This window comes from Parabacteroides sp. AF21-43 (assembly GCF_003635435.1).
In the GTDB taxonomy this organism is placed as follows: Bacteria; Bacteroidota; Bacteroidia; order Bacteroidales; family Tannerellaceae; genus Parabacteroides; species Parabacteroides distasonis.
In genome coordinates, this window is sequence record NZ_QTMG01000008.1 from 90,374 (window position 1) to 112,325 (window position 21,952).

Below are 21,952 nucleotides of genomic sequence, written 5' to 3' on the forward strand. Positions count from 1 at the left end.
GTTGTGCCACAGGTTATGGCACAGCTATGCCATCCGTATGGCACTGTCGTGCCACAGGCATGGCAAGGTTGTGCCAGCCCTGTGGCAAATACGTTAGACCTTTATTCTTGTATATGAAGCATCCCTTTTTACTAGTATGGTTAACCTTGATCGTATTGTGTGGTTGCACGAGCTCGGGGAAACAGAAGAGGCACGTTATCGGCCTCTCCCAATGTATGTTGGACGATGCTTGGCGGGAAGCTATGATTAACGATATGCGTATCGAAGCCTCTAACTATGATGATGTGGAAATTATTATAAAGGACGCGCAAAACAATAACGAGACACAAATACAACAAATACGAGACTTGATCCGCCAAAAGGTGGATGTCTTGATCATCTCCCCCTATCAATCCGAGCCGATCACGGCAGTTGCCGAGGAAGCGTACCGTGCCGGAATCCCGACGATCATTACAGATCGCAAGGTAAATACCGATCAATACACCTCTTTTGTCGGGGCGAACAATTATGAGATCGGACTAGCGGCAGGCAATTACGCCGCCCATTATCTTCCCCCGAACGCTATTATCTTAGAGATATGGGGACTCACGCAAACCTCCCCGGCGCAAGAGCGACATAAAGGTTTTGTCGATGCCTTGCGAGAAAGGGAGGATCTTTCTTTCCGTAAGATAGAAGGACAATGGCTGGTCGATACCGCCCGGATGGAGCTTCGGAAGTTAGAGCATCCCGAGCAGATAGATTTCGTTTACGCCCATAACGACATGATGGCCATAGCCGCCCGGGAATACTTTATGGCATGGGATTCCATCCGAGGACGGGATTTGCGGATTATCGGCGTGGATGCTGTGGCGGGTGCCGGTCTGGAAGCCGTGGAAGATGGACGGATCAACGCCTCTTTCCTCTATCCGACAGGAGGGGAGCAAGTGATTCGCACGGCTATGCGTATCATTCAAGGGGAGCCGGTGGATAAGTTTATCCCTCTTCGTACGGCTCCGGTAGATCATCAGTCTGCCCGCACCTTATTGTTGCAAGCGGACCAACTCCAGAAATATAAGCAACGTATCGAGGCGCAGCGTTCCCGCATCGACGGTTTGTCCGACCGGTTTTATTTCCTGCGAAACTCTTTAGGGGTGATCTCCTTATTGATGATCGGTTTTATCGCCCTTTCCATTTACGCCTTTTACATAAACCGGAAGATGAGGCAGGCGAATCGTAAGCTAATCTCCTTGAACGCGGAGATGAAAGAGGTGACGGCGCAGAAACTCCAATTCTTTACGAATGTCTCCCACGAGGTACGTACGCCCTTGACCTTGATTCTCGCCCCTTTGGATCGCTTGATTGTCTCGTTGCGGGAATCTCCTTACGCCTCGGATCTAGGACTGATCCAGAAGAACGCCAACCGTTTGTTGCGTGTGATCAACCAAATATTGGATTTCCGGAAGGTGGAAGGCAAGCAAGAGAAACTAGCGGTACGGGAAATCGATTTGGTTCCTTTCGTTGGCGAGATCAAATCTTATTTTGACAGTATGGCCTCGGTACGTGCGATCTCCTATACGTTCACTTCTTCGATAAAACAATGTACGCTATGGATCGATCCGGACTTATTGGAGAAGGTATTTTTCAATCTTCTCTCGAACGCTTTTAAGTTTACGCCGGAGGGAGGTAGCGTGCGGATAGAGCTGACGGAAGAGGGAGGCCGGGTCTTTATACGGGTTATCGATACGGGAAGTGGCATCCGTCCCGCTAACCTTCCGCATCTGTTTGACCGTTTCTATACGGAGGATCGGTCGATGGGAACCGGGATCGGATTACATTTGGTAAAGGAGTATATAGATATGCACGGAGGGGAGACCCGTGTGGAGAGCGAGCCGGGACAAAGGACTACCTTTACGGTCTGCCTACGGAAAGGAAAGGCGCATTTCGAGGATAGCGACCTGATGGAAACGCCCGTATCCCATCAAGCCTACGAAGCCTCCCGGTTGGACGACTCGGAAACCAAGGAGATGCTTTCCAAGACCTATCCTTATACGATACTGATCACCGAGGATGACGATGAGGTCCGCGGCTTTTTGGAACGTGAGCTTAGCCTTCATTTCAAGATCCGGACGGTCGCGAACGGGAAAGATGCCTTGCGGGTATTGGAAGAGGAGGAGATATCATTGGTAGTAAGCGATGTGATGATGCCGGAGATGAATGGTTTCGAACTTTGCCGGACGATCAAGTCGCAACTTCCCTTTAGCCATATCTCGGTGATCTTATTGACCGCCTTGACCGATGAGCGTCAACGGATTTTCGGAATAACCGGCGGGGCGGACGATTATATACAGAAGCCTTTCCATACGGATTACGTGAAGATCAAGATTATCCACCTATTGCAAGAACGCCAGAAGTTACGGGAACGTTTGTTGGAGAAGCTGCGGGATAATAAGCTCCTTCTGTCCGAGCCGGAAAAGGTGGAGAGTATCGATGATACCTTCTTGCGTAAGTTCGCGGAACAGATCGAGGCGGTTTATGCGGACCCCGAATATAATGTGGAGAAACTAAGCGAGACCTTGGGATTATCCCGGGGGCACCTTCACCGGAAGATCAAGGAGCTGACCGGAACCGCACCCGTCGAGTTCTTGCGTACCTATCGCTTGAATAAGGCGACCCAGTTGTTGAGGCAGAACGCGTATACGGTGAGTGAGGTCGCTTACCGAACCGGTTTCTCCTCGCCCGCTTACTTCTCTAAATGTTTCAAGGCGGTCTACGGGGTTACGCCTACCGAGTATCAATAACATTTGTACGATCTTTATCACAAATGTCATATCTCCCCATCTTTAGGGGATAAGTGCTTTTCTATCCGGAAGAATCCTATTAATTTTGGCGGAGAATCAAACTGTATTATCCTTTAATCCGTTCGTTTATGAAACAACAAACAAAGAGACTTCTTAAGAGTTTATGTATGGCTGTCGGTGTCGTTTTATTAAGTGCTGTCGATCCGTTGGCCGGATATGCGACAGAACGTACTATAGATATAAAGCATCTGGGCGAAGGACAAAGCATTGTCCGTGTGGATGCGCAAGCCAAGTATTTGTTGCTTCCGGTCGAGGAGTCCTCGCCGGAATCCAAGTTATATATGATTGTCGATAATGACGTGGTACGGACTTTCAATGTTCGTTTGGCGGTGAATAAGGTGGATTATTTCGTTCCGGTAGATCTCTCGGGGTATGCGGATAAGCATATCTCCTTCAACTTCCAGCTTGCCCCGGAATCGGCTCTTTGCTGGAAAGAGATGAAGCTATCCGATCAGTTTGATTCGTCTAACCGGGAGAAATTCCGTCCGGCCTATCATTTCTCGCCGGCTTGGGGATGGATGAATGATCCGAACGGCATGGTATACAAGGATGGTGAGTATCATTTGTTCTATCAATACAATCCGTATGGCTCGATGTGGGGGAATATGCACTGGGGGCATGCGATCAGCAAGGACTTGATTCATTGGGAGCATCAACCGGTGGCGATCGCTCCGGATGCCTTGGGTACGATCTTCAGCGGTAGCTGTGTGGTGGATAAGGATAATACCGCCGGTTTTGGCGCTGGCGCTATCGTGGCTTTCTATACCTCGGCCAGCGACCGGCAAGTGCAGAGTATGGCCTATAGCTTGGACAACGGCCGGACGTTCAAGAAATATGACCGGAATCCGATCCTTACTTCTACGCAACGTGATTTCCGTGACCCGAAAGTTTTCTGGCATAAGGAATCCAATAAATGGATCATGGTACTCGCCGTAGGGCAGGAGATGCAACTCTATTCTTCTCCCAATTTGAAGGACTGGACGTATGAGAGCAGTTTCGGGGAAGGACAAGGAGCGCATGCGGGCGTTTGGGAATGCCCGGACTTGATCGAGCTTCCGGTGAAGGGTACGGAATTGAAGAAGTGGGTCTTGATCTGTAATATCAATCCCGGCGGTCCGTTTGGCGGCTCCGCTACCCAATATTTCGTAGGTACGTTCGATGGGAAACAGTTCGTGAATGAATCTCCGACCTTGACCAAATGGATGGATTACGGCAAGGATCATTACGCTACGGTAACTTGGAGTAACGCTCCGGAGGACCGGAAGATCGCCTTGGCTTGGATGAGCAATTGGGAGTACGCGAATAACGTGCCGACCTCGCAATACCGGAGCGCGAACTCGGTTCCTCGCGACTTGGTTCTTTATACGAAAAACGGGCAGACGTACTTGAGCAGCACCCCGTCTCCCGAGGTGTTGAAGTTGAGAGGGAAAGCCCAGAAGAAAGGTTCCTTCAAGGTAGACCGTTCCCATGAGGTCAATCCGATACTTTCCGATCATATGGGAACCTATGAGATCGAGATCAAGTTTAAGAATAACGGAGCCGATATCATGAGTTTCCAATTGTTTAACTCGAAAGGTGAGGAAGTGGAGATGCATTATAATCTTCTGGATAATACGTTCACGATGGATCGCCGTAACAGCGGGGCTACGGATTTTAGCAAGACATTCGCCACGGCTACCTCGGCCCCGATCTCCGCCGCTAAGGAATATACCTTACGTTTGTTGGTAGACAATTGTAGCATAGAGGCCTTCGACGGGAATGGAGAGTTTGTCATGACCAACCTAGTCTTCCCGGAAGAGCCGTATAATCGCATTAGTTTCAATGCGAAGGGAGGAGCGTTTACGGTTACGTCATTAACCATTTATCCCTTCAAATAATTAAAAACAAAATATATCATGGAAAAGAGTAAACCTGTAGTAGTAGGCATTGGTGAATTATTGTGGGATGTTTTCCCGGAAGTGAAGAAAGCCGGTGGAGCGCCGATTAATTTTGTGTATCACGCTACCCAATTAGGAGCGGAAGGTTACGCGATCAGTGCCGTGGGCAACGACGTGTTCGGAACCGAGATTATTCAGGAATTGGATAAGAACGGTATCGATAGTAATTATATCAGTACGGTGGAATATCCGACCGGAAGCGTGATGGTAGAGCTAAAGAACGGCATCCCTTCCTATACGATCATCGAAGGTGTGGCATGGGATCATATCCCTCTTACCCAAGCGTCTATCGACCTGATGAAACGTGCGGACGCCGTATGCTTCGGAACATTGGCGCAACGTGCCGCGGAATCTCGTGAGACGCTTCGTACCTTGCTTTCTTATATGCCTAGTCATGCCTTGCGCTTTTTCGATATCAATATCCGTCAGCATTTCTATTCGAAGGAGCTGATCGAATCGTTGCTCGAATTGGCGAACGTATTCAAGATCAATGATGAGGAATTGGAAATGCTTCGCCCGATGTTTGGTCTGGAAGGCACGATAGAGGATATGTGTCGCTGGTTCATGAAGAAATATGGTTTGCGCTATTTGGTACTTACGGCCGGGGCGGAGTATAGTACGATCTTTTCCGAGGAGGAGGTCTCTACGATTCCTACCCCGAAGGTACAGGTGGTAGATACGGTAGGCGCCGGCGATTCTTTCTCCGGGGCGTTTATTTCATCGATCTTAACCGGAAAACCTTTACGTGAGGCACATGAGAAAGCGGTAACAGTAGCCGCTTATGTTTGTACGCAGAGTGGCGCATGGCCTGCTTACCCTAAAGATTTATAAGCCATGAGCGAGAAGACTTCATCCTTGAAATTGATTCCCGTGATGTTGGCGTTCTTCGCCATGGGATTCGTGGACTTAGTGGGAATCGCCTCTAATTACCTGAAAGCGGATTTAGGCTTGAGTGATTCGGAGGCGAATATCTTCCCGTCGCTCGTGTTCTTCTGGTTCTTGATCTTCTCCGTCCCGACGGGAATGTTGATGAACCGTATCGGGCGGAAAAAGACCGTGCTATTGAGCTTGATTGTGACCTTCCTTTCGCTAATGATCCCGATCTTCGACGACGCGTATATGGTCATGTTGATATCCTTCTCCCTGTTGGGTATCGGCAACGCTTTGATGCAGACTTCCTTGAACCCGTTATTATCGAATATCGTAAGCGGGGATAAACTAGCTAGTTCTTTGACATTCGGTCAGTTCGTGAAGGCGATCGCCTCCTTCTTGGCGCCTTATATCGCTATGTGGGGGGCTACCCAAGCGATACCGTCGATGGGACTCGGTTGGCGTGTCTTGTTTCCGGTCTATATGGTGATCGCCGTGATCGCTATCCTGCTATTGGGAGCTACCACTATCCATGAGACCAAAGAGGAGGGGCGGCCCTCCACCTTTGGCGAATGTCTGGCTTTGCTGGGCAAGCCTTTTATCCTGCTTTGCTTTATCGGTATCATGTGCCATGTGGGGATCGATGTAGGGACGAATACGACCGCCCCGAAGATCTTGATGGAACGTCTAGGCATGACATTGGCCGACGCAGGCTTCGCCACGAGCCTGTATTTCATCTTCCGTACGGCGGGATGCTTCTCCGGGGCTTTTATCTTGCGAAAAGTCTCTCCGAAAGGATTCTTTGCCTTTAGTGTTTTCTTGATGTTATTGGCGATGATCGGTCTGCTGTTCTTCCATTCGAAAGAGATCATCTATGCTTGTATCGCCTTGATCGGCTTTGGAAACTCGAACGTCTTCTCCATTATTTTCGCCCAAGCCCTGCTTTCTATGCCGAATAAGCAGAATGAGGTGTCCGGTTTGATGATTATGGGACTGTTTGGCGGCACGATCTTCCCGATCTTTATGGGCGTGGCATCCGATATGTTGGCTTCTCAAGTAGGGGCGGTGCTGGTGTTGTGCGTGGGTGTAGCCTACTTACTATTCTTTACGTCTAAGTTAAGTAAACAGTGAAGGTGATAAGCTTTTATACGGTACTATAAATCTTTTGTTAGGGAGTATTTTAATTATATGTTTGCGAAGTTGGAAATCTTTATTACTTTTGTTAATTAAAAGATTCGCAAACAAAAAACGTATATTTATGATAGATACGAAACAATTGATCAAAGCAGGGGAAGAGAAGATGACGTTCGCCATTGAGTATCTGGACGAGCAATTGTCTCACATTCGGGCTGGTAAGGCTAATCCGAAAATCCTCGATTGTGTGAAGGTAATGTATTATGGGGCGCCTGTTCCTCTTACTAACGTGGCTACGGTGACGGTTCCGGACGCACGGACTATCATGATCACTCCGTGGGAGAAGAAGATCATCCGCGATATTGAGAAAGGTATTCTGGATTCTGAGTTAGGTATCACGCCGGAGAATAACGGTGAGGTGATCCGCTTAGGTATTCCTCCGTTGACTGAGGAGCGTCGCCGTCAATTGGTGAAACAATGTAAGCAGGAGGCGGAGAATGCGAAGATCAGCGTTCGTAACGCTCGTCGTGACGCTATTGAGGCTTTGAAGAAAAGCATCAAGTCTGATGGGGTTCCCGAGGACGTAGAGAAAGACGCCGAGGCAGAGGTTCAGAAAATCCATGATAAGTTTATCAAAAAGATCGATGAGCTTTACGCCGCTAAAGAAAAAGAAGTAATGACCGTTTAAATAATTGAAAGTTGAAACTTGAGAATTGAGAATTAAGGAACCCCATTGAGTCCTTATTCCAATTCTCAATTTTCAATTCTCAATTTTCAATTCTCATGAGGGGACTGGTAATAAAAAACACAGGTAGTTGGTATACGGTCCGTACGGAAGACGGGCGAGATATAGAGAGTAAGATCAAGGGTAACTTTCGTCTGAAAGACATAAAGAGTACCAATCCGGTCGCGGTAGGAGACCGTGTCGTAATCGATATTAATAAAGAAGGAACCGCTTTTATTACAGAGATCGAGGAGCGTAAGAATTATATCATCCGTCGTGCCTCTAACTTATCGAAGCAATCGCATATTATCGCCGCGAATTTGGATCAGGCGATGCTGATCGTTACGGTGAATTATCCTATAACAACAACGATATTTATCGATCGCTTCTTGGCGACCGCCGAGGCTTATCGTGTCCCCGTTAAATTAGTTTTCAATAAGATTGATCGTTATAATAATGAGGATCAAAGGGCGTTGGAGTGTTTAATCGAGTTGTATACCTCGATTGGCTATCCCTGTTCGACGCTATGTGCCCGGACCGAGGAAGGTTTGGATGCCTTGAAAGCGGATCTAAAAGATAAGATTACGCTTTTGTCCGGCCATTCGGGTGTCGGAAAATCCACGATTATCAATAAACTGGTGCCGGGGGTGAATCTCCGTACCGGTGATATCTCCGAATATCATAACAAAGGAATGCATACGACCACCTTTTCCGAGATGATTTCTCTTCCCGGGGGAGGCTATTTGATCGATACTCCGGGTATCAAAGGATTTGGAACGATCGAGATGGCGGACGCTGAGATCTCCCATTATTTCCGGGAGTTGTTTAAATACTCGGAAGAATGCCGTTTCAATAACTGCACGCACCGTCATGAACCGGGCTGCGCCGTCATTCAAGCCGTTAACGATGGGCTAATCAGTGAGTCCCGCTATAAAAGCTATCTAAGTATCTTGGATGATCGCATGGAAAGCAAGTACCGGGAAGAATTCTAACACTTTATTACAACATCAAACGGCCGGCAGGCTCATACCGGTGATTTTCCGGTATAGATCGAGCGCATATACATCGGTCATGCCGGAGATATAATCGAGTACGCATTGTATCTTGCCATATGTAGTAGGAGCTTTCGTGTCGTATTGCTCCGGTATCCGTTGTAAGAGCAGCTTGCTGTAAGCATGCTCTTGGTTCATCACGGCCTCGGTCAAGCTGTCGATCAGATGGCTGAAAATATGATAACCGGCTAATTCAATGTCGAGCACTTCTTTTGCCTTATATATTTTCTTGTATGCTGTAGCCGAGCAATTAGCGTAAGCCTGCTTGGCTTGATCGCATATGTTACTGATTAACGGAGTGCTGTAGGTACCATTGAGGATGCTTTCCTCGTTCTCTAAAAAGACACGGGAACATTCATCTACTAATAGCCCGATAATACAAGAACGCAGATAGGCGATTTGCTCATTGGTATCGTCTACCATATGCATGACCTTGCGGATATGCTCCAACCGCTCTCCTTCGAAAAATCCCAATAATAGTTGTATGGCCTCTTCGGTGGTCAGGATATGTAGTTTGCAAGCATCTTCTATATCCATAATTTGATAGCAGATATCGTCTGCCGCCTCTACTAAGTAAACTAACGGGTAACGAAGAAATTTGTCCGGGGCTTCCGGGCTATGTCCGATCCCTAGCTCTTGGGCGATTTGCAGATAGCTTCCCTCCTCCGATTGGAAAAAGCCGAATTTCCCTTTCTTTCCTGAATAGATGGATGCGTAAGGATATTTGATGATAGAGGCTAATGTGCTATATGTTAAGGCAAATCCCCCTTTTCTGCGTCCAATGAACTGATGGGTCAGCAACCGCATGGCGTTTGCGTTACCTTCAAAATGGACGAAGTCTTCCCAGCGTCCCCGTTCCTTCCGTACTTTCTCTTCTAGTTTTCGCCCATTCCCTTCGGAGAAGTAAGCGGAGATCGCTCTCTCTCCGGAATGCCCGAATGGAGGGTTTCCCATATCATGGGCAAGGCAAGCGGCTGATACGATGGAACCTATCTCCGGGAAGTTGATACTGCCATCCGGATATTTTTGCATAAGTCCTTTCGCTACGTTATTACCCAATGAACGTCCTACGCATGATACTTCCAGACTATGTGTAAGTCGGTTATGTACAAAGATACTTCCCGGAAGGGGGAACACCTGTGTCTTGTTTTGTAGTCTTCGAAAAGGGGATGAGAAAATCAAACGGTCATAGTCACGTTGGAAATCAGTTCTCTCATGTTTCCGCTCGTGATACTCTTCCATCCCGAAACGCTTGCCGGATAATAGCTGGGTCCAGTTCATAGTCAATACATTAATATATATATCGCAAATGTAGAGATAATCTGTGCAAATCATTGAATATTTGTGGAAGAAATTAGAGTTAATGGTTAATTTCCTGACTGAGTTGTTTTCGAAGCTTGTAAATAGAGCTGTAATTTTATTCCAAGATGATAGTCAGATAGCGATTGGATGTTATAGGAGGAAGAAGATAATGAAGGAAAATTATGTTAATTGAAATTTGTTGTTAGTTTCATTAGAACTAAATCAAATTAACATATTTAATTTATTGAGGCATGATGAAAATTTGACTATGTGTTATCGCAAACACCTGAAAAAGTGAGGAACATACTGATTTTTGTTACGTTTTAACTTGTATGTATAGTTATTATATATATATTTGTCTGTCAAAATATGAAAAACGACTTAGTTCTAATGATACTACGTTGTTATTATTATTTAAAATAGAACCGTTTGATTTTAAATAGAAAGAGATTTCCGTATGAGCATAATAATAACTTTAAACAAAAAAGAGTAAATGCCTATGCACTAAAAAAGAAAGAAAAGAGAGCCCGATCTCTCTAAAAAGAGTATGAAAATTAAAAAAGCACAAATGTAGAATCACTTAAATCAAAAACGATTTTTCATGAGAAAGTCATTTATCTTATTATTGGCGTTTTTTCTGTGTGTTACAGGATATGCACAGAAACTAACGATTAGTGGTGTCGTCATTGACAAGGATCTAAATGAGCCACTAACAGGAGTGAACGTGTTAGTAAAAGGTACGACAACCGGTACCATTACTGACTTTGATGGAAAATATACCTTGGAGGCTGACGCAAACTCTATTTTGGTATTCTCTTATTTAAGTATGAAAACGATTGAGGAGCCTGTAAATGGCCGTACGAAAATCGATGTTACGATGGTTTCAGACGCAGAGGCTTTGGATGAGGTTGTCGTAACGGCGATGGGTATCAAACGTGAATCAAAGACTTTGACTTATTCCGCACAAACGGTAGGCGGTAAGGACTTGAACGAGATTAAGAATGTGAATATGATCAACTCTTTACAAGGAAAGAGCGCTGGTTTGCAGATTACCCCGAACTCTACGGGTGCGGGTGGTTCTTCCAAGATCTTGTTCCGTGGTAATAAATCTATTAGTGGTAATAATCAGCCGTTGATCGTTGTGGATGGTGTTCCTATGATGATGAATGTCTCGGATTCACAGATTGATGGATCTTATGGTGGTGGTCGTGACGGTGGTGATGCCATGTCTACTATCAACCCGGACGATATCGCTCAGATTACCTTGTTGAAAGGTGCTTCCGCCGCTGCTTTGTATGGTGCGGTCGCTGCCAACGGTGCCATTATGGTTACGACTAAGTCATCGCAGTCTGGAAAAGTCGCTATAAATGTATCTAGCAATACGACGGTTGAGACTCCGATGGTGTTACCGAAGTTCCAGAATTCTTATGGCGTAAGTAACCAAGGAACGTTTAGCTGGGGCGATAAGCTTGCTTCTGCTTCTCCAAACTATGCGAAGGATTATTATAATCTTGGCTATACGACCAACAACTCTATCTCGTTGGCTGGTGGTAATGATAATATCTCATCTTATTTTTCTTATGCGAATGTATCTTCTAATGGTATTGTTCCGGAGAATACATATATGAGCCATAACTTGCTAGCGAAGGTTGGCTTTAACCTATGGACAAAACTTCATGTAGACGTGTCCGCTCGTTATAATAATCAGCATATCGAGAACCAGCCGACTGCCGGTTATGTGGGTAATCCTACTTTGGGCGCTTACTTGTTTCCAAGAGGAGAGGACTGGGATTATTATAAGAGTAACTATGAGGTGTACGATGGGACAAGAAATATAAATGTACACAATTGGACAAATACCGCTCAAGAGCAGTTCTCCAATCCATACTGGATGTTGAATCGCCAAAAACCGGTTTCTTATCGTAATCGCTATGAGTTTGGCGGTAGTGTCAAGTATGACATAATGGAAGGTCTTTCCGTTACAGGTCGCCTGCGCTATGAACGTGGTGATGAGACATGGAACTTGAATGAATATGCGTCTAGTACGGCAGGCCGTAACTTGCTGGGTACGATGAAAGACACACGCGTGAATAGCGAGCAGACTTATGGTGACTTGTTGGCCCAATATAATAAGACTTGGGAGGATACTTATTCTTTGTCTGTAACTGCAGGTGGAAGCTACCAAAAGACAAAAAGTTCTTCTTTAGAATTGATCGGTTGGGGTGATTCTCAGTTCTCTGTTAACGATGCGGGCGTGATTACAAGTGGTGCTTACTATCCTAATATCTTCTCTCCGGCTAACTATTATAAATTACAGACTACAAAGACTTTGGCCGAGAAACGTTTGAATTCAGTGTTTGCTACTGCCCAATTTGGTTATAAGGAAGGTCTGTTTATCGATGTTAGTGCCCGTAACGACTGGTCCTCAACATTGGCGTTTACAGATGGTGTTTCATTCTTCTATCCGTCTGTTGGAGCAAGTGTTTTGTTGGATAGATTTATTGATTTCGGCAAGAACGTGGATTTATTCAAGTTACGTGCTTCTTATTCTATTGTAGGTAACGATGTGCCTATCGGTGTGACCAACGAGCGTTATACATTAGGAGATCAAGGAGCGTTGAATCCGCCGGAAAAATCATCTTTCCGTACGTTGAAACCAGAAAAGACAAATTCGTTGGAAGTCGGCTTTGATGGTACATTCTTCCAGAATCGTTTCAACGTAAATTTGACCTATTATAAGACAAATACCAAGAATCAATATTTTGACATCTCCGCTCCATGGGAAACTGGTTTGAAGAGCCGTTATATTAATGCTGGTAACGTACAGAATCAAGGTTTCGAGGTTAGTCTAGGTTGGTATAATCAATTTACGGATAATTTCAGCTGGAGCACGAACTTTAACTTCTCTTACAATAATAACAAGATTATAGAGTTGGCCGACGAGCTTTCCGAGTGGAACCTGACAAGTTATTGTACAGGTGCCAAAGTGCTCTTGAAAGAAGGTGGGCATTTCGGAGACCTTTATGTTCGCGACTTACAACGTGATGATAACGGAAAGCCTATTGTCTCTGATACCGGTGCCCCTGTATTAGCTGGATCCGATAATAAAGATCTTGTTTATGCGGGCGATATGAATGCGAAAGTGAACATGGGTTGGACTAATACCTTCCACTATAAAGATTTCACGTTGTCATTCTTAATCGATGCGAAGGTTGGCGGTAAGGTCTTGTCGATGACTGAGGCTACCATGGATGGTTGGGGCGTTTCCGAACGTTCTGGTTTGGCTCGTGACGCAGGTTTTGTAGAGGTCGATGGAGTACAATTTGACCCGCAATTGTATTATTCAACTACCGGTGGTACAAGCTACAACTCTAATATCTTGACTTCCCAGTACGTATATGACGCAACTAATGTTCGTTTGCGTGAGTTATCATTTGGTTATACCTTCCGCAACTTGTTTGGCGCAGGTAAAAACTTGACCGCTTCTATCATTGGACGTAACTTGTTCTTCTTCTATAAGGATGCTCCGATGGATCCGGATGTAGCTGCTGGAACGGGTAATGGCTGGCAGGGTATCGATATGTTTGCGTTGCCGACAACCCGTAGCTTTGGTTTGAACTTAAAACTTAATTTCTAAATCTTACAGGTATTACTTATGAAACTAAATAGAATTCTAAAATATGCGGCTGTATCAGCTTTAGCTTTTAGCACAGGATTAACAACCGTGAGCTGTACAGACGATTTTGAGACATTGAATACCGATCAGTATGAGGTAGACCCGAACACTCTTCCTTTCTCTGCGCAGTTTAAAGAACCGCTGTCTTATGTATATGCTCCGCAACAGAACTTGTTCCAGTACTGCTTTAGTTTGAACGTAGACTTGTTTAGCGGTTATTTCATGACACCACATAATTTCAATGGTTCCGGTAACGTGGATTATGCGTTGAATCGTAGTTTTTGTGGAGGTATGTACGAGAATGTTTATTTGCACATATTCAATAATACACGTCGTTTGATCGCCTCTTGTGACGAACAAGGATTGACAGACTATGCGGGAATGATGCGTGTTGTTCAGGCTTATGCGGTCCAGATGTTGACGGATGTTTACGGCCCGGTAGCTTATACGTCTTGCATCGAAGATCCGACAAATGGTGCTTCGTTCTCTTATGATACACAGCAGAGCATTTATAACTCCATTTTCGAATTGTTAGATAAAGCGCTTCAAGATTTCCAGAGTCCGAAATCCACATTGGAGGAGAGACAGTCATTCGACTATTGGTGTAATGGCGATTTGGATATGTGGATTCAAGTAGCCAATCAATTAAAGCTACGTGCAGCCTTGCGTATCGTGAAGGCCGACCCGACTTTAGCTAAACAAAAAGCTGAAGAGGCTGCCAAGGGCGCTATCTTAAAGCAGGATGTATTGATCAATAAGAGTTTGAGTAATGAGCAAACTCGTATGTTCGAATGGGGAGATAGTGGCATGAACGCTAACTTAACCACGATACTGGAAGGATTCCAAGATCCTCGCTTACCGCTGTATATGACGAAGAACCAAGCTGATGTTGAATGTGAGGATGGGAAGACGATTGCATCCGGTACTCAATATTTAGGTATTCGTGGCGGCTGTGACTTGCCTGCTAAACCGAATCAATGGGGTAACTTCTCGAAGATCGTTTGTTCTTATACAACAGCTTTACCGGTAATGATGGCAGCCGAAGGTTATTTCTTGCGTGCGGAAGGTGCGTTGCGTGGTTGGAGTAACATGGGAGGTACGGCGAAGGAACTGTATGAGCAAGGTATCCGTGTTTCTATTAAGAATCAGTTGGCTTATAAGGGAAGTCTGGCCGGAGTAAGTTCAATTTCAGAAACAGAGATCGATGCCTATATCAGTGGCACGACAACACAAAAGGACTTCGTCGACCCGGTTAATGGTCAAAACAGCATCAAGGCTCAGAATGATATTACGGTTAAGTGGGATGAGAGTGCGACTAATGAGAAGAAATTACAACGTATTATCACACAGAAATGGATTGCGAACTTCCCGTTGTCTTGCGAGGCTTGGGCGGAATTTCGTCGTACAGGTTATCCGAAATTATTCCCGAACCGCGTGAATAAGAGTAATGGGGATATTGATACGAATGAACAGGTTCGTCGTTTATTGTATTCCGATAATGAGGATAATACGAATACCGTGGAATATCAAAAAGGTATCGAGCTGCTGAACCAAGAGAATACGGGTTCGATCTCCGGTGATAAAGGTGGCACTCATGTATGGTGGGATAAGGCTGGTGTAGGTAATTTCTAATCGGCATTAATAGGTTTTATTGTTAAATAATATGTAATGAAAGGGCTTCTTCGAGTTTGCGAAGAGGCCCTTCTGAATTTTGTAGTACTTTAGAAGGATAAATCTAAGATTATATGATGAACAGATGTATTTATTTATTTTGTTGGCTTTGTCTGGCTTGCTGGTTAAAGCCCGTATCAGCAGAGGAGCAAGCCTTGTTGGCGATTCCTGAGCCGGGAGAGAAAACCTTGATTCACTCAGATTGGTATGCCCGGAAAGCGAATGAAGTGAAAATGGATGGGAACCGGTTGAGCGCGGCGCCTTTGGATAAAACAGGATGGTTACCGGCCCGTGTGCCAGGCACGGTATTGACTACACTTTTGGAGAACCATATGTATCCGGCTCCCGAGTTCGGCTTGAATAACAATCTGATACCCGATATACATGAGGTCGGCAATGATTTCTATACTTATTGGTTTACTCGTCAGTTTACTATCAATAATTTACCAGAGGGACGTAATGTCTGGTTAAATTTCCGGGGCATTAATTATAAGGCGGAAATCTTTTTAAATGGTAAGCGGATCAATCGAAATACCCATGAGGGCATGTTCTTGAGGAAGATTTTTAATATAACCCCTTATCTTCGTACGGATGCCCCTAATGTATTAGCGGTATTGGTTTATCCACCTACACATGCCGGAAATCCGAATGGCGGACAAGGTGGCGATGGGCAGATCGCCCGGAATAATACGATGCAATATACGCCGGGTTGGGACTGGATACAACCGGTACGTGACCGGAATACGGGTATTTGGGATGAGGTCTCTATTACGACAACCGGGCCGGTATGCCTCTCTTCTCCTTATGTCGTGACCAAGGTACCCGGCGTACGTGATCCGGAAACGAAAACTCAAAGGGAGGCTTTTGTGAATACCTCTGTCGAGCTAGAGAATACCGGGAGCACTTCCTTAAAAGGACTATTGGTTTGTGAGACGAACGGAACCCGCTTAACCCAGCCAGTTACTTTATCGCCATTCGAGAAGAAAACGGTATCCTTGAATCCTTTAGCGGTAAAGAATCCTCGTTTATGGTGGCCTAGCGGTATCGGTGAGCAGCCTTTATATGATATGAACCTCTCTTTTGAGATTGGGAATCAAGTGAGTGACAGGGAACGGCTGCGTTACGGTATCCGGGAGATTACTTCCGATAAATGCCCGGATAACGGGGGACGCCGTTTCTTCGTGAACGGACAGAAAATATACGTCACGGGTGGTAACTATATTAATTCCGATTGGCTGCTTCGTCTTTCTCCGGAACGTTATCGGGATGAGGTACGTTTCCACGCGGAAATGAATCTGCGTATGATCCGTGTATGGGGAGGTGCGTTGGTGGAACGACCGGAATTCTATAACGCCTGTGATGAGTTCGGTATCTTAGTCTTTCAAGATCTGTGGGGCAGTGGTGATTGCAATGGCGCTTGGGAGGACCCGACCAAAATGGATTCCCGAGAACGTCGTTGGGAATATCCCGATAATCATGATTTATTTATCGCCTCCGTGGAAGATCAAGTGAAAATGATCCGTAACCATCCGAGCCTTTGTTTCTGGTGTGGGGCGAATGAATGGCCTTTAGCGAAAGATATCGATCAATGTTTGAGAAAGGAGGTTTTCCCCCGGTTAGATCCGGAACGTCTTTTCGTGAGTTTCTCTACAGATACGTTGTTTACCCGGAATTATTTGGGGGATAATGGGGATGGTCCTTACGGTATACAAGAGCCGGAATGGTTCTTTAGCTTCCGTTCGCATCCGTTTAATCCGGAAGCCGGATCGGTTGGTTCCCCGGAGGTCGAGAGTATGCGGGAGATGATGACGGAACAGGATTTGGCCGGTTTCCCAAGGAAAGGTTTTACTCGTAATTATACGTGGCGCTATCATAAGGATCTGGGCTATGGCGATCATCTGGAGCGATATGGGGAGGTGAAAGATATCGAGACCTATTGTAAGTATGCCCAAGTCGTGAATTATGACCAATATCGTAGTTTTATGGAAGGCTGGGCCTCTCATATGTGGGATTGGTATACGGGTATCTTGATCTGGAAAACCCAGAATCCATGGACATCCTTGCGGGGGCAAATGTATGATTGGTCTCTCGATGTAAATGCTTCCTTGTACGGAACCCGGAAAGGCTGTGAACCTTTACATGCCTATTATAACCCGGTAACCCGTAAGGCGGGATTGTTGAATACGACCCTGAAAGATTATACGGATTTATCGATTATAGCCCGTATTTATAATCTGGAAGGCAAACTGCTTTGGGAGAAAGAGACGAGAGCGAGCTCCAAGGCGAATACGGTACAGGAATTATTGGATATCCCCGTTCCGGAAGGGATCCAAGGCGCTTATTTCTTACGGCTGGCTTTGAATGCGGACGTTCCCAATATTTATTGGCTGACAACCGAGCCGAAAGACTACACCAGCTTATCTCAACTTCCGAAGTCAAGACCGGATATCAAGACCGAGATCAAGAAGGAAGGCTCGAATTTCGTAGGTACAGTCCGTCTGAGCGCTGATTCGCAGATCTCGTTCTTCAACCGTATCAAGGTCTTTGATAAGGAGACAGGCAAACGAATCTTACCGGTACATTATTCGGATAACTATATTACGCTAATGCCGGGTGACCAACAAGAAATAAGCTTGGAGTTCCCTGCTAATCTGCCGGAGGAGCGAATACAAATCGTGGTGGATAGCTACAATTCTCCTTTGCCTTGACGTACGATCTCGAAATTATCCGTCGTGCAATCTATAACCGTAGAGGCTTCCAATCCTCCGAAACCGCCATCGATTACGATATCCACTTGATGCTCGTATTTCTCGTGTATCAATTCCGGATCTGTCGTATATTCGATCACCTCATCCTCGTCACGGATGGACATGGTTAGGATTGGATTTCCCAAGGATTGTACCAATGTACGGGTAATGTTATTGTCCGGTACACGGATTCCGACTTCTTTCCGGTTCTTGTAAATCTTTGGAAGCTCGCTGCTGGTGGGTAAGATAAAGGTGAAAGGACCGGGCAGATGTTTCTTCATCAGTTTGAAAGCGGCGTTGCTTACCTTGGCGTATTCACTAAGATTAGACAGGTCGTAGCAGATGATAGACAGGTTGCTTTTCTGTGGATTAACTCCTTTCATCTGACATATTTTCTCTACCGCACGCACGTTTAACGCATCGCAACCGATCGCGTAAACCGTGTCGGTAGGATAAACGACAAGGCCGCCGTCCTGCAGGACTTTGACGACCTTGTCTATTTCTTTTTGATTCGGATTCTCCGGATAGATTCTCACTAACATATTAGCCGTAGATAATGTGTCCGTTCTCGTCTGTATATTCCTCTAATCCTTTACTATATTGGTTCATGGCCCGGAGGCTCATACCCATGCTTGAGAAACCACCATCGTGGTATAGGTTCTGCATCGTTACCTTGCGGGTAAAGTCGGAGAACATCATTACGCAATAGTCCGCGCATTCGTCAGCGTTGGCGTTACCCAGTGGACTCATTTTGTTAGAAAAGTCCATCAAGTGTTCCATTCCCTTCACGCCACTACCTGCGGTTGTCATTGTCGGGGATTGGGAGATCGTGTTCACACGTACGCCTTTCTCACGGCCATAGATGTAACCGAAACTACGGGCGATAGATTCCAACAGGCTCTTAGCGTCCGCCATATCGTTGTATCCGAAGAACGTGCGCTGGGCGGCCACATAACTTAATGCCACTACGGAACCATTCTCGGCGATAGCGTCTTGTTTCTTAGCTACCTGTAGCATCTTGTGGAAAGAAATAGCGGAGATATCCAACGTCTTTTCCAGCATTCCATAGTCCAGATCATCGTACGTACGTTTCTTGCGTACGTTCGGACTCATACCGATAGAATGTAAAACGAAATCTATTTTACCACCTAATATTTCCACTGACTTCGCAAATACGGTCTCCAGATCCTCTACGCTGGTTGCGTCCGCCGGGATTACCTGCGCATTCAACTTCTCCGCCAAAGCATCTACCTGACCCATACGAACAGCGATAGGCGTATTGCTTAACGTGATAGTCGCACCTTCCTCTACGGCTCTTTCTGCCACTTTCCAGGCGATAGACATATCGTTCAGAGCACCGAAGATAATGCCTCTCTTGCCTTTCAATAAATTATGACTCATACCTCTTGTTTATTAATTACGGCACAAACATACACAAAATGTGCAACATACGCAAATGAATATCATAGCCTGACATTTGAATATGTGCCTTGATATTAAAACAAGGTAGAGCCATTCTTTGTTGGCGGCTACTTCTTATTCCCGGAAATAAACCCTCTTTACCCGAGGCGAGATAGAGGTTAATATCTCATAAGGGATTGTTTTCAGTTTATCCGAAAGTTCGCTCACCGGTAGTTCGTCGCCGAAAATAATTACGGCGTCGCCTTCTTGCGCATGCGTGTCGGTGACGTCGATCATGCAAGCGTCCATGCAGATGTTGCCGATAATCGGACAGCGTTGTCCATTGATCAAGACTTCCCCACCTCCGTTGCTGAAGTGGCGATCCAGTCCGTCGGCGTATCCGATCGGGATGATAGCGATCCGGGAATCACGTTTCACATAACTCATACGGCTATAACCGATCGAATCCCCTGCGGGTACGTTTTGTATTTGTAAGATCGTTGTCTTCAAGGTGCTGACATTCCGTAAGCCTTTTTGTCCGGATGCGCTTACTCCATATAAACCGATACCTAAACGTACCATATCCATTTGATAAGCGGCGAAACGCTCGATTCCCGCAGAGTTTAGGATATGTTTGATTACCTTATACTCTAACCCGCTTTCTAGTTCCCCTGCGGCTTTGGTGAATTTATCCAATTGTTGATGGGTAAAATCATCGAAGACGTACGAGTCGCTTCCGGCTAAATGAGAGAAGACCGAACGGGCGATAACCCCGGATTGCGCTATCAAGCGTTCACAGATCGCCGGGACATCCTCCGGTTGAAACCCTAGGCGATGCATGCCGGTATCGATCTTGATATGGATAGGGTAAGAGGTGATCCCTCTGCGCTCGGTCTCCCGGATCATGGCATCCAATAGGCGGAAGCTATAGACTTCCGGTTCCAGATGGTTCTCGAACAAGACATTGAAACTGCTGAATTCCGGATTCATGACGATAATGGGGATCGAGATGCCTTCTTTACGCAATTCGGCTCCCTCGTCGGCTACCGCCACGGCCAGATAGTCGCAACGATGTTCTTGAAGGGTCTTCGCCAACTCGTAAGAGCCGGCTCCATAACCAAAAGCTTTTACCATACAAACCATCTTAGTCTCCGGCTTTAGCTTGGAACGATACTGATTGAAGTTGTGTACGATCGCGTCCAGATTTACCTCTAGGATCGTCTCATGCACTTTCTTCTCCAACAACTCGGAGATCTGCTCGAAATGGAAATGGCGGGAACCTTTAATCAAGATCAACTCATCCTTGAATTTCTTGAAGGAAGGAGACTTGATAAATTCCTCGGTGGTTGTGTAAAACTCCTTCTCGATCTCGAAGACGGAAGCATATTCCTTTAAGTCGCGGCCGATACCGATGATACGATCTATCTTCTTACGGCGAACCAAATCGGCGACCTTCTTATATAGAGATTTCGGCAAGGTACCCGATTGAAGGATATCGGAGAGGATTAAAGTGCTCTTTAATTGCTTGCCTACCCGGCGGCTTTGTTGGAAATCGAGCGCGATATCCAAGGAGTTGATATCCGAGTTATAGGTATCATTTATCAACAGGCAATTGTTGATACCTTGCTTTACGTCCAATCGCATAGCCACCGGCTCAAGATGCAAGAATTTTGTTACGTCGTTTACGCTGGTGGGTTTTAGGTAAAGCATAACCGCCATACAATGGATCACGTTCTCGATAGAAGCGTCGTCCGTGAACGGAATGGTAACGACCCGGTTGAAGCCCAGTAAAGTACAGTGAATGATCGTCTCAAACTCTTTCTTATCGATAGACTCGATAAACAAAGGAGCCTCGGAGTCCGTACGGCTCCATGCGATCGCTTTATGGGAAAGGCAAGCCGATTCGATACAATTGGCGATAAATAAATCATCCCCATCATAAATAATGGCTTCGCAATCATTGAAAAGCGTCAGCTTCTCCATACATTTCTGATTGGAGGAGAGGAAATTCTCTTGATGAGCCTCCCCGATATTCGTGATGATACCGATCGTGGGGGCGATAATGGGTTGCAGGCGTTCCATCTCGTCCGGTTGTGAGATACCGGCCTCGAAGATGCCCAGTGTATTTTTCTCGCTCATCTGCCATACCGAGAGAGGAACCCCCAACTGGGAGTTGTAGCTCCGGGGCGAACGTACGATGTTGAACTCGTTATGCAACAGTTGATAGAGGAATTCCTTTACGATCGTCTTTCCGTTGCTACCGGTGATGCCGATCACGGGGATATTGAATTGCTTCCTGTGGTGGGTGGCCAGCTTTTGTAAAGCCCGTAACGTATCTTTTACGATCAGGAAGTTCGCATCCTTCATGCTCTCGAACTCCGGTAGCATATCGCTTACCACGAAGTTGCGAACACGAAGTTTATAGAGTTCCTGTATATATCTATGTCCGTCGTTCGTCTTGGTTTTCAAGGCGAAGAAGAGGCTTTTTTCCGGGAAGGAGAGACGACGGCTATCTGTCAACAGCAAACTGACCGTATCGTCAAGCAATTGGTTTGTTTTAGCACCGATAACTCTTGCTATTTCTTTAATTGCGTATTCCAT

The 21,952-nt window shown here is 45.8% G+C and carries 13 protein-coding genes; 9 read left to right on the forward strand and 4 right to left on the reverse strand.

Annotated features, from left to right (window positions below; all coding sequences use genetic code 11):
* Positions 1 to 113: 113 nt before the first annotated feature.
* From DWX84_RS07990 to rsgA, 6 genes are all read left to right on the forward strand, one after another.
* Positions 114 to 2,777 (forward strand): substrate-binding domain-containing protein, encoded by a 2,664-nt coding sequence (locus DWX84_RS07990; protein ID WP_048927089.1) that lies wholly within the window; start codon positions 114 to 116, stop codon positions 2,775 to 2,777.
* Between the two features lie 128 nt (positions 2,778 to 2,905).
* The gene (locus tag DWX84_RS07995) at positions 2,906 to 4,714 is read left to right on the forward strand and encodes a DUF4980 domain-containing protein (protein ID WP_048927090.1); all 1,809 of its coding nucleotides are present in this window, start codon (positions 2,906 to 2,908) and stop codon (positions 4,712 to 4,714) included.
* 18 nt (positions 4,715 to 4,732) lie between these two features.
* Positions 4,733 to 5,605 (forward strand): carbohydrate kinase, encoded by an 873-nt coding sequence (locus tag DWX84_RS08000; RefSeq protein ID WP_044545429.1) that lies wholly within the window; start codon positions 4,733 to 4,735, stop codon positions 5,603 to 5,605.
* Between the two features lie 3 nt (positions 5,606 to 5,608).
* Positions 5,609 to 6,775 carry an MFS transporter gene (locus DWX84_RS08005; RefSeq protein WP_044545430.1) on the forward strand — a complete coding sequence of 389 codons (1,167 nt, stop codon included), beginning with the start codon at positions 5,609 to 5,611 and terminating at the stop codon, positions 6,773 to 6,775.
* 127 nt (positions 6,776 to 6,902) lie between these two features.
* On the forward strand, positions 6,903 to 7,466 hold the full coding sequence (gene frr, locus DWX84_RS08010) for a ribosome recycling factor (protein ID WP_005859749.1): 564 nt from the start codon (positions 6,903 to 6,905) through the stop codon (positions 7,464 to 7,466).
* A 95-nt stretch (positions 7,467 to 7,561) separates the two neighbouring features.
* Entirely contained in the window at positions 7,562 to 8,494 is a 933-nt protein-coding gene (rsgA, locus tag DWX84_RS08015) for a ribosome small subunit-dependent GTPase A (RefSeq protein ID WP_048927091.1), read from the forward strand.
* Between the two features lie 15 nt (positions 8,495 to 8,509).
* Here rsgA and dgt read toward each other — a convergent pair whose 3' ends face one another.
* Positions 8,510 to 9,835 carry a dGTP triphosphohydrolase gene (gene dgt / locus DWX84_RS08020; protein WP_048927223.1) on the reverse strand — a complete coding sequence of 442 codons (1,326 nt, stop codon included), beginning with the start codon at positions 9,833 to 9,835 and terminating at the stop codon, positions 8,510 to 8,512.
* 622 nt (positions 9,836 to 10,457) lie between these two features.
* On the opposite strand from dgt, the gene DWX84_RS08025 reads away from it, so the two are divergent.
* The 3 genes from DWX84_RS08025 (at position 10,458) to DWX84_RS08035 (ending at position 17,911) form a co-directional block, all read left to right on the forward strand.
* Positions 10,458 to 13,493 (forward strand): SusC/RagA family TonB-linked outer membrane protein, encoded by a 3,036-nt coding sequence (locus DWX84_RS08025; RefSeq protein WP_048927092.1) that lies wholly within the window; start codon positions 10,458 to 10,460, stop codon positions 13,491 to 13,493.
* Between the two features lie 18 nt (positions 13,494 to 13,511).
* On the forward strand, positions 13,512 to 15,164 hold the full coding sequence (locus DWX84_RS08030) for a SusD/RagB family nutrient-binding outer membrane lipoprotein (protein ID WP_009016813.1): 1,653 nt from the start codon (positions 13,512 to 13,514) through the stop codon (positions 15,162 to 15,164).
* Positions 15,165 to 15,277: 113 nt separating this feature from the next.
* Entirely contained in the window at positions 15,278 to 17,911 is a 2,634-nt protein-coding gene (locus DWX84_RS08035; RefSeq protein WP_009016814.1) for a glycoside hydrolase family 2 TIM barrel-domain containing protein, read from the forward strand.
* Here DWX84_RS08035 and DWX84_RS08040 read toward each other — a convergent pair.
* From DWX84_RS08040 to DWX84_RS08050, 3 genes are all read right to left on the reverse strand, one after another.
* Positions 17,890 to 18,492, reverse strand: a complete 603-nt coding sequence (locus DWX84_RS08040) for an L-threonylcarbamoyladenylate synthase (RefSeq protein WP_005867379.1) — start codon at positions 18,490 to 18,492, stop codon at positions 17,890 to 17,892. The genes DWX84_RS08035 and DWX84_RS08040 overlap by 22 nt on opposite strands.
* Position 18,493: 1 nt before the next feature.
* Positions 18,494 to 19,351 carry an enoyl-ACP reductase gene (locus tag DWX84_RS08045; RefSeq protein ID WP_005859732.1) on the reverse strand — a complete coding sequence of 286 codons (858 nt, stop codon included), beginning with the start codon at positions 19,349 to 19,351 and terminating at the stop codon, positions 18,494 to 18,496.
* A gap of 135 nt (positions 19,352 to 19,486) precedes the next feature.
* Positions 19,487 to 21,952: a bifunctional UDP-N-acetylmuramoyl-tripeptide:D-alanyl-D-alanine ligase/alanine racemase gene (locus DWX84_RS08050; protein WP_009016815.1), complete on the reverse strand. Its 2,466-nt coding sequence runs from the start codon at positions 21,950 to 21,952 to the stop codon at positions 19,487 to 19,489.

Bases quoted from the DNA above. Each gene is read 5' to 3' on its own strand.
- DWX84_RS07990 (WP_048927089.1), top strand. From the start codon at position 114: ATGAAGCATCCCTTTTTACTAGTATGGTTAACCTTGATCGTATTGTGT.
- DWX84_RS08045 (WP_005859732.1), bottom strand. From the start codon at position 19,351: ATGAGTCATAATTTATTGAAAGGCAAGAGAGGCATTATCTTCGGTGCT.
- dgt (WP_048927223.1), bottom strand. From the start codon at position 9,835: ATGAACTGGACCCAGCTATTATCCGGCAAGCGTTTCGGGATGGAAGAG.
- DWX84_RS08050 (WP_009016815.1), bottom strand. From the start codon at position 21,952: ATGGAATACGCAATTAAAGAAATAGCAAGAGTTATCGGTGCTAAAACA.
- DWX84_RS08030 (WP_009016813.1), top strand. From the start codon at position 13,512: ATGAAACTAAATAGAATTCTAAAATATGCGGCTGTATCAGCTTTAGCT.
- rsgA (WP_048927091.1), top strand. From the start codon at position 7,562: ATGAGGGGACTGGTAATAAAAAACACAGGTAGTTGGTATACGGTCCGT.
- DWX84_RS08035 (WP_009016814.1), top strand. From the start codon at position 15,278: ATGATGAACAGATGTATTTATTTATTTTGTTGGCTTTGTCTGGCTTGC.
- DWX84_RS07995 (WP_048927090.1), top strand. From the start codon at position 2,906: ATGAAACAACAAACAAAGAGACTTCTTAAGAGTTTATGTATGGCTGTC.
- DWX84_RS08005 (WP_044545430.1), top strand. From the start codon at position 5,609: ATGAGCGAGAAGACTTCATCCTTGAAATTGATTCCCGTGATGTTGGCG.
- DWX84_RS08025 (WP_048927092.1), top strand. From the start codon at position 10,458: ATGAGAAAGTCATTTATCTTATTATTGGCGTTTTTTCTGTGTGTTACA.
- DWX84_RS08000 (WP_044545429.1), top strand. From the start codon at position 4,733: ATGGAAAAGAGTAAACCTGTAGTAGTAGGCATTGGTGAATTATTGTGG.
- frr (WP_005859749.1), top strand. From the start codon at position 6,903: ATGATAGATACGAAACAATTGATCAAAGCAGGGGAAGAGAAGATGACG.
- DWX84_RS08040 (WP_005867379.1), bottom strand. From the start codon at position 18,492: ATGTTAGTGAGAATCTATCCGGAGAATCCGAATCAAAAAGAAATAGAC.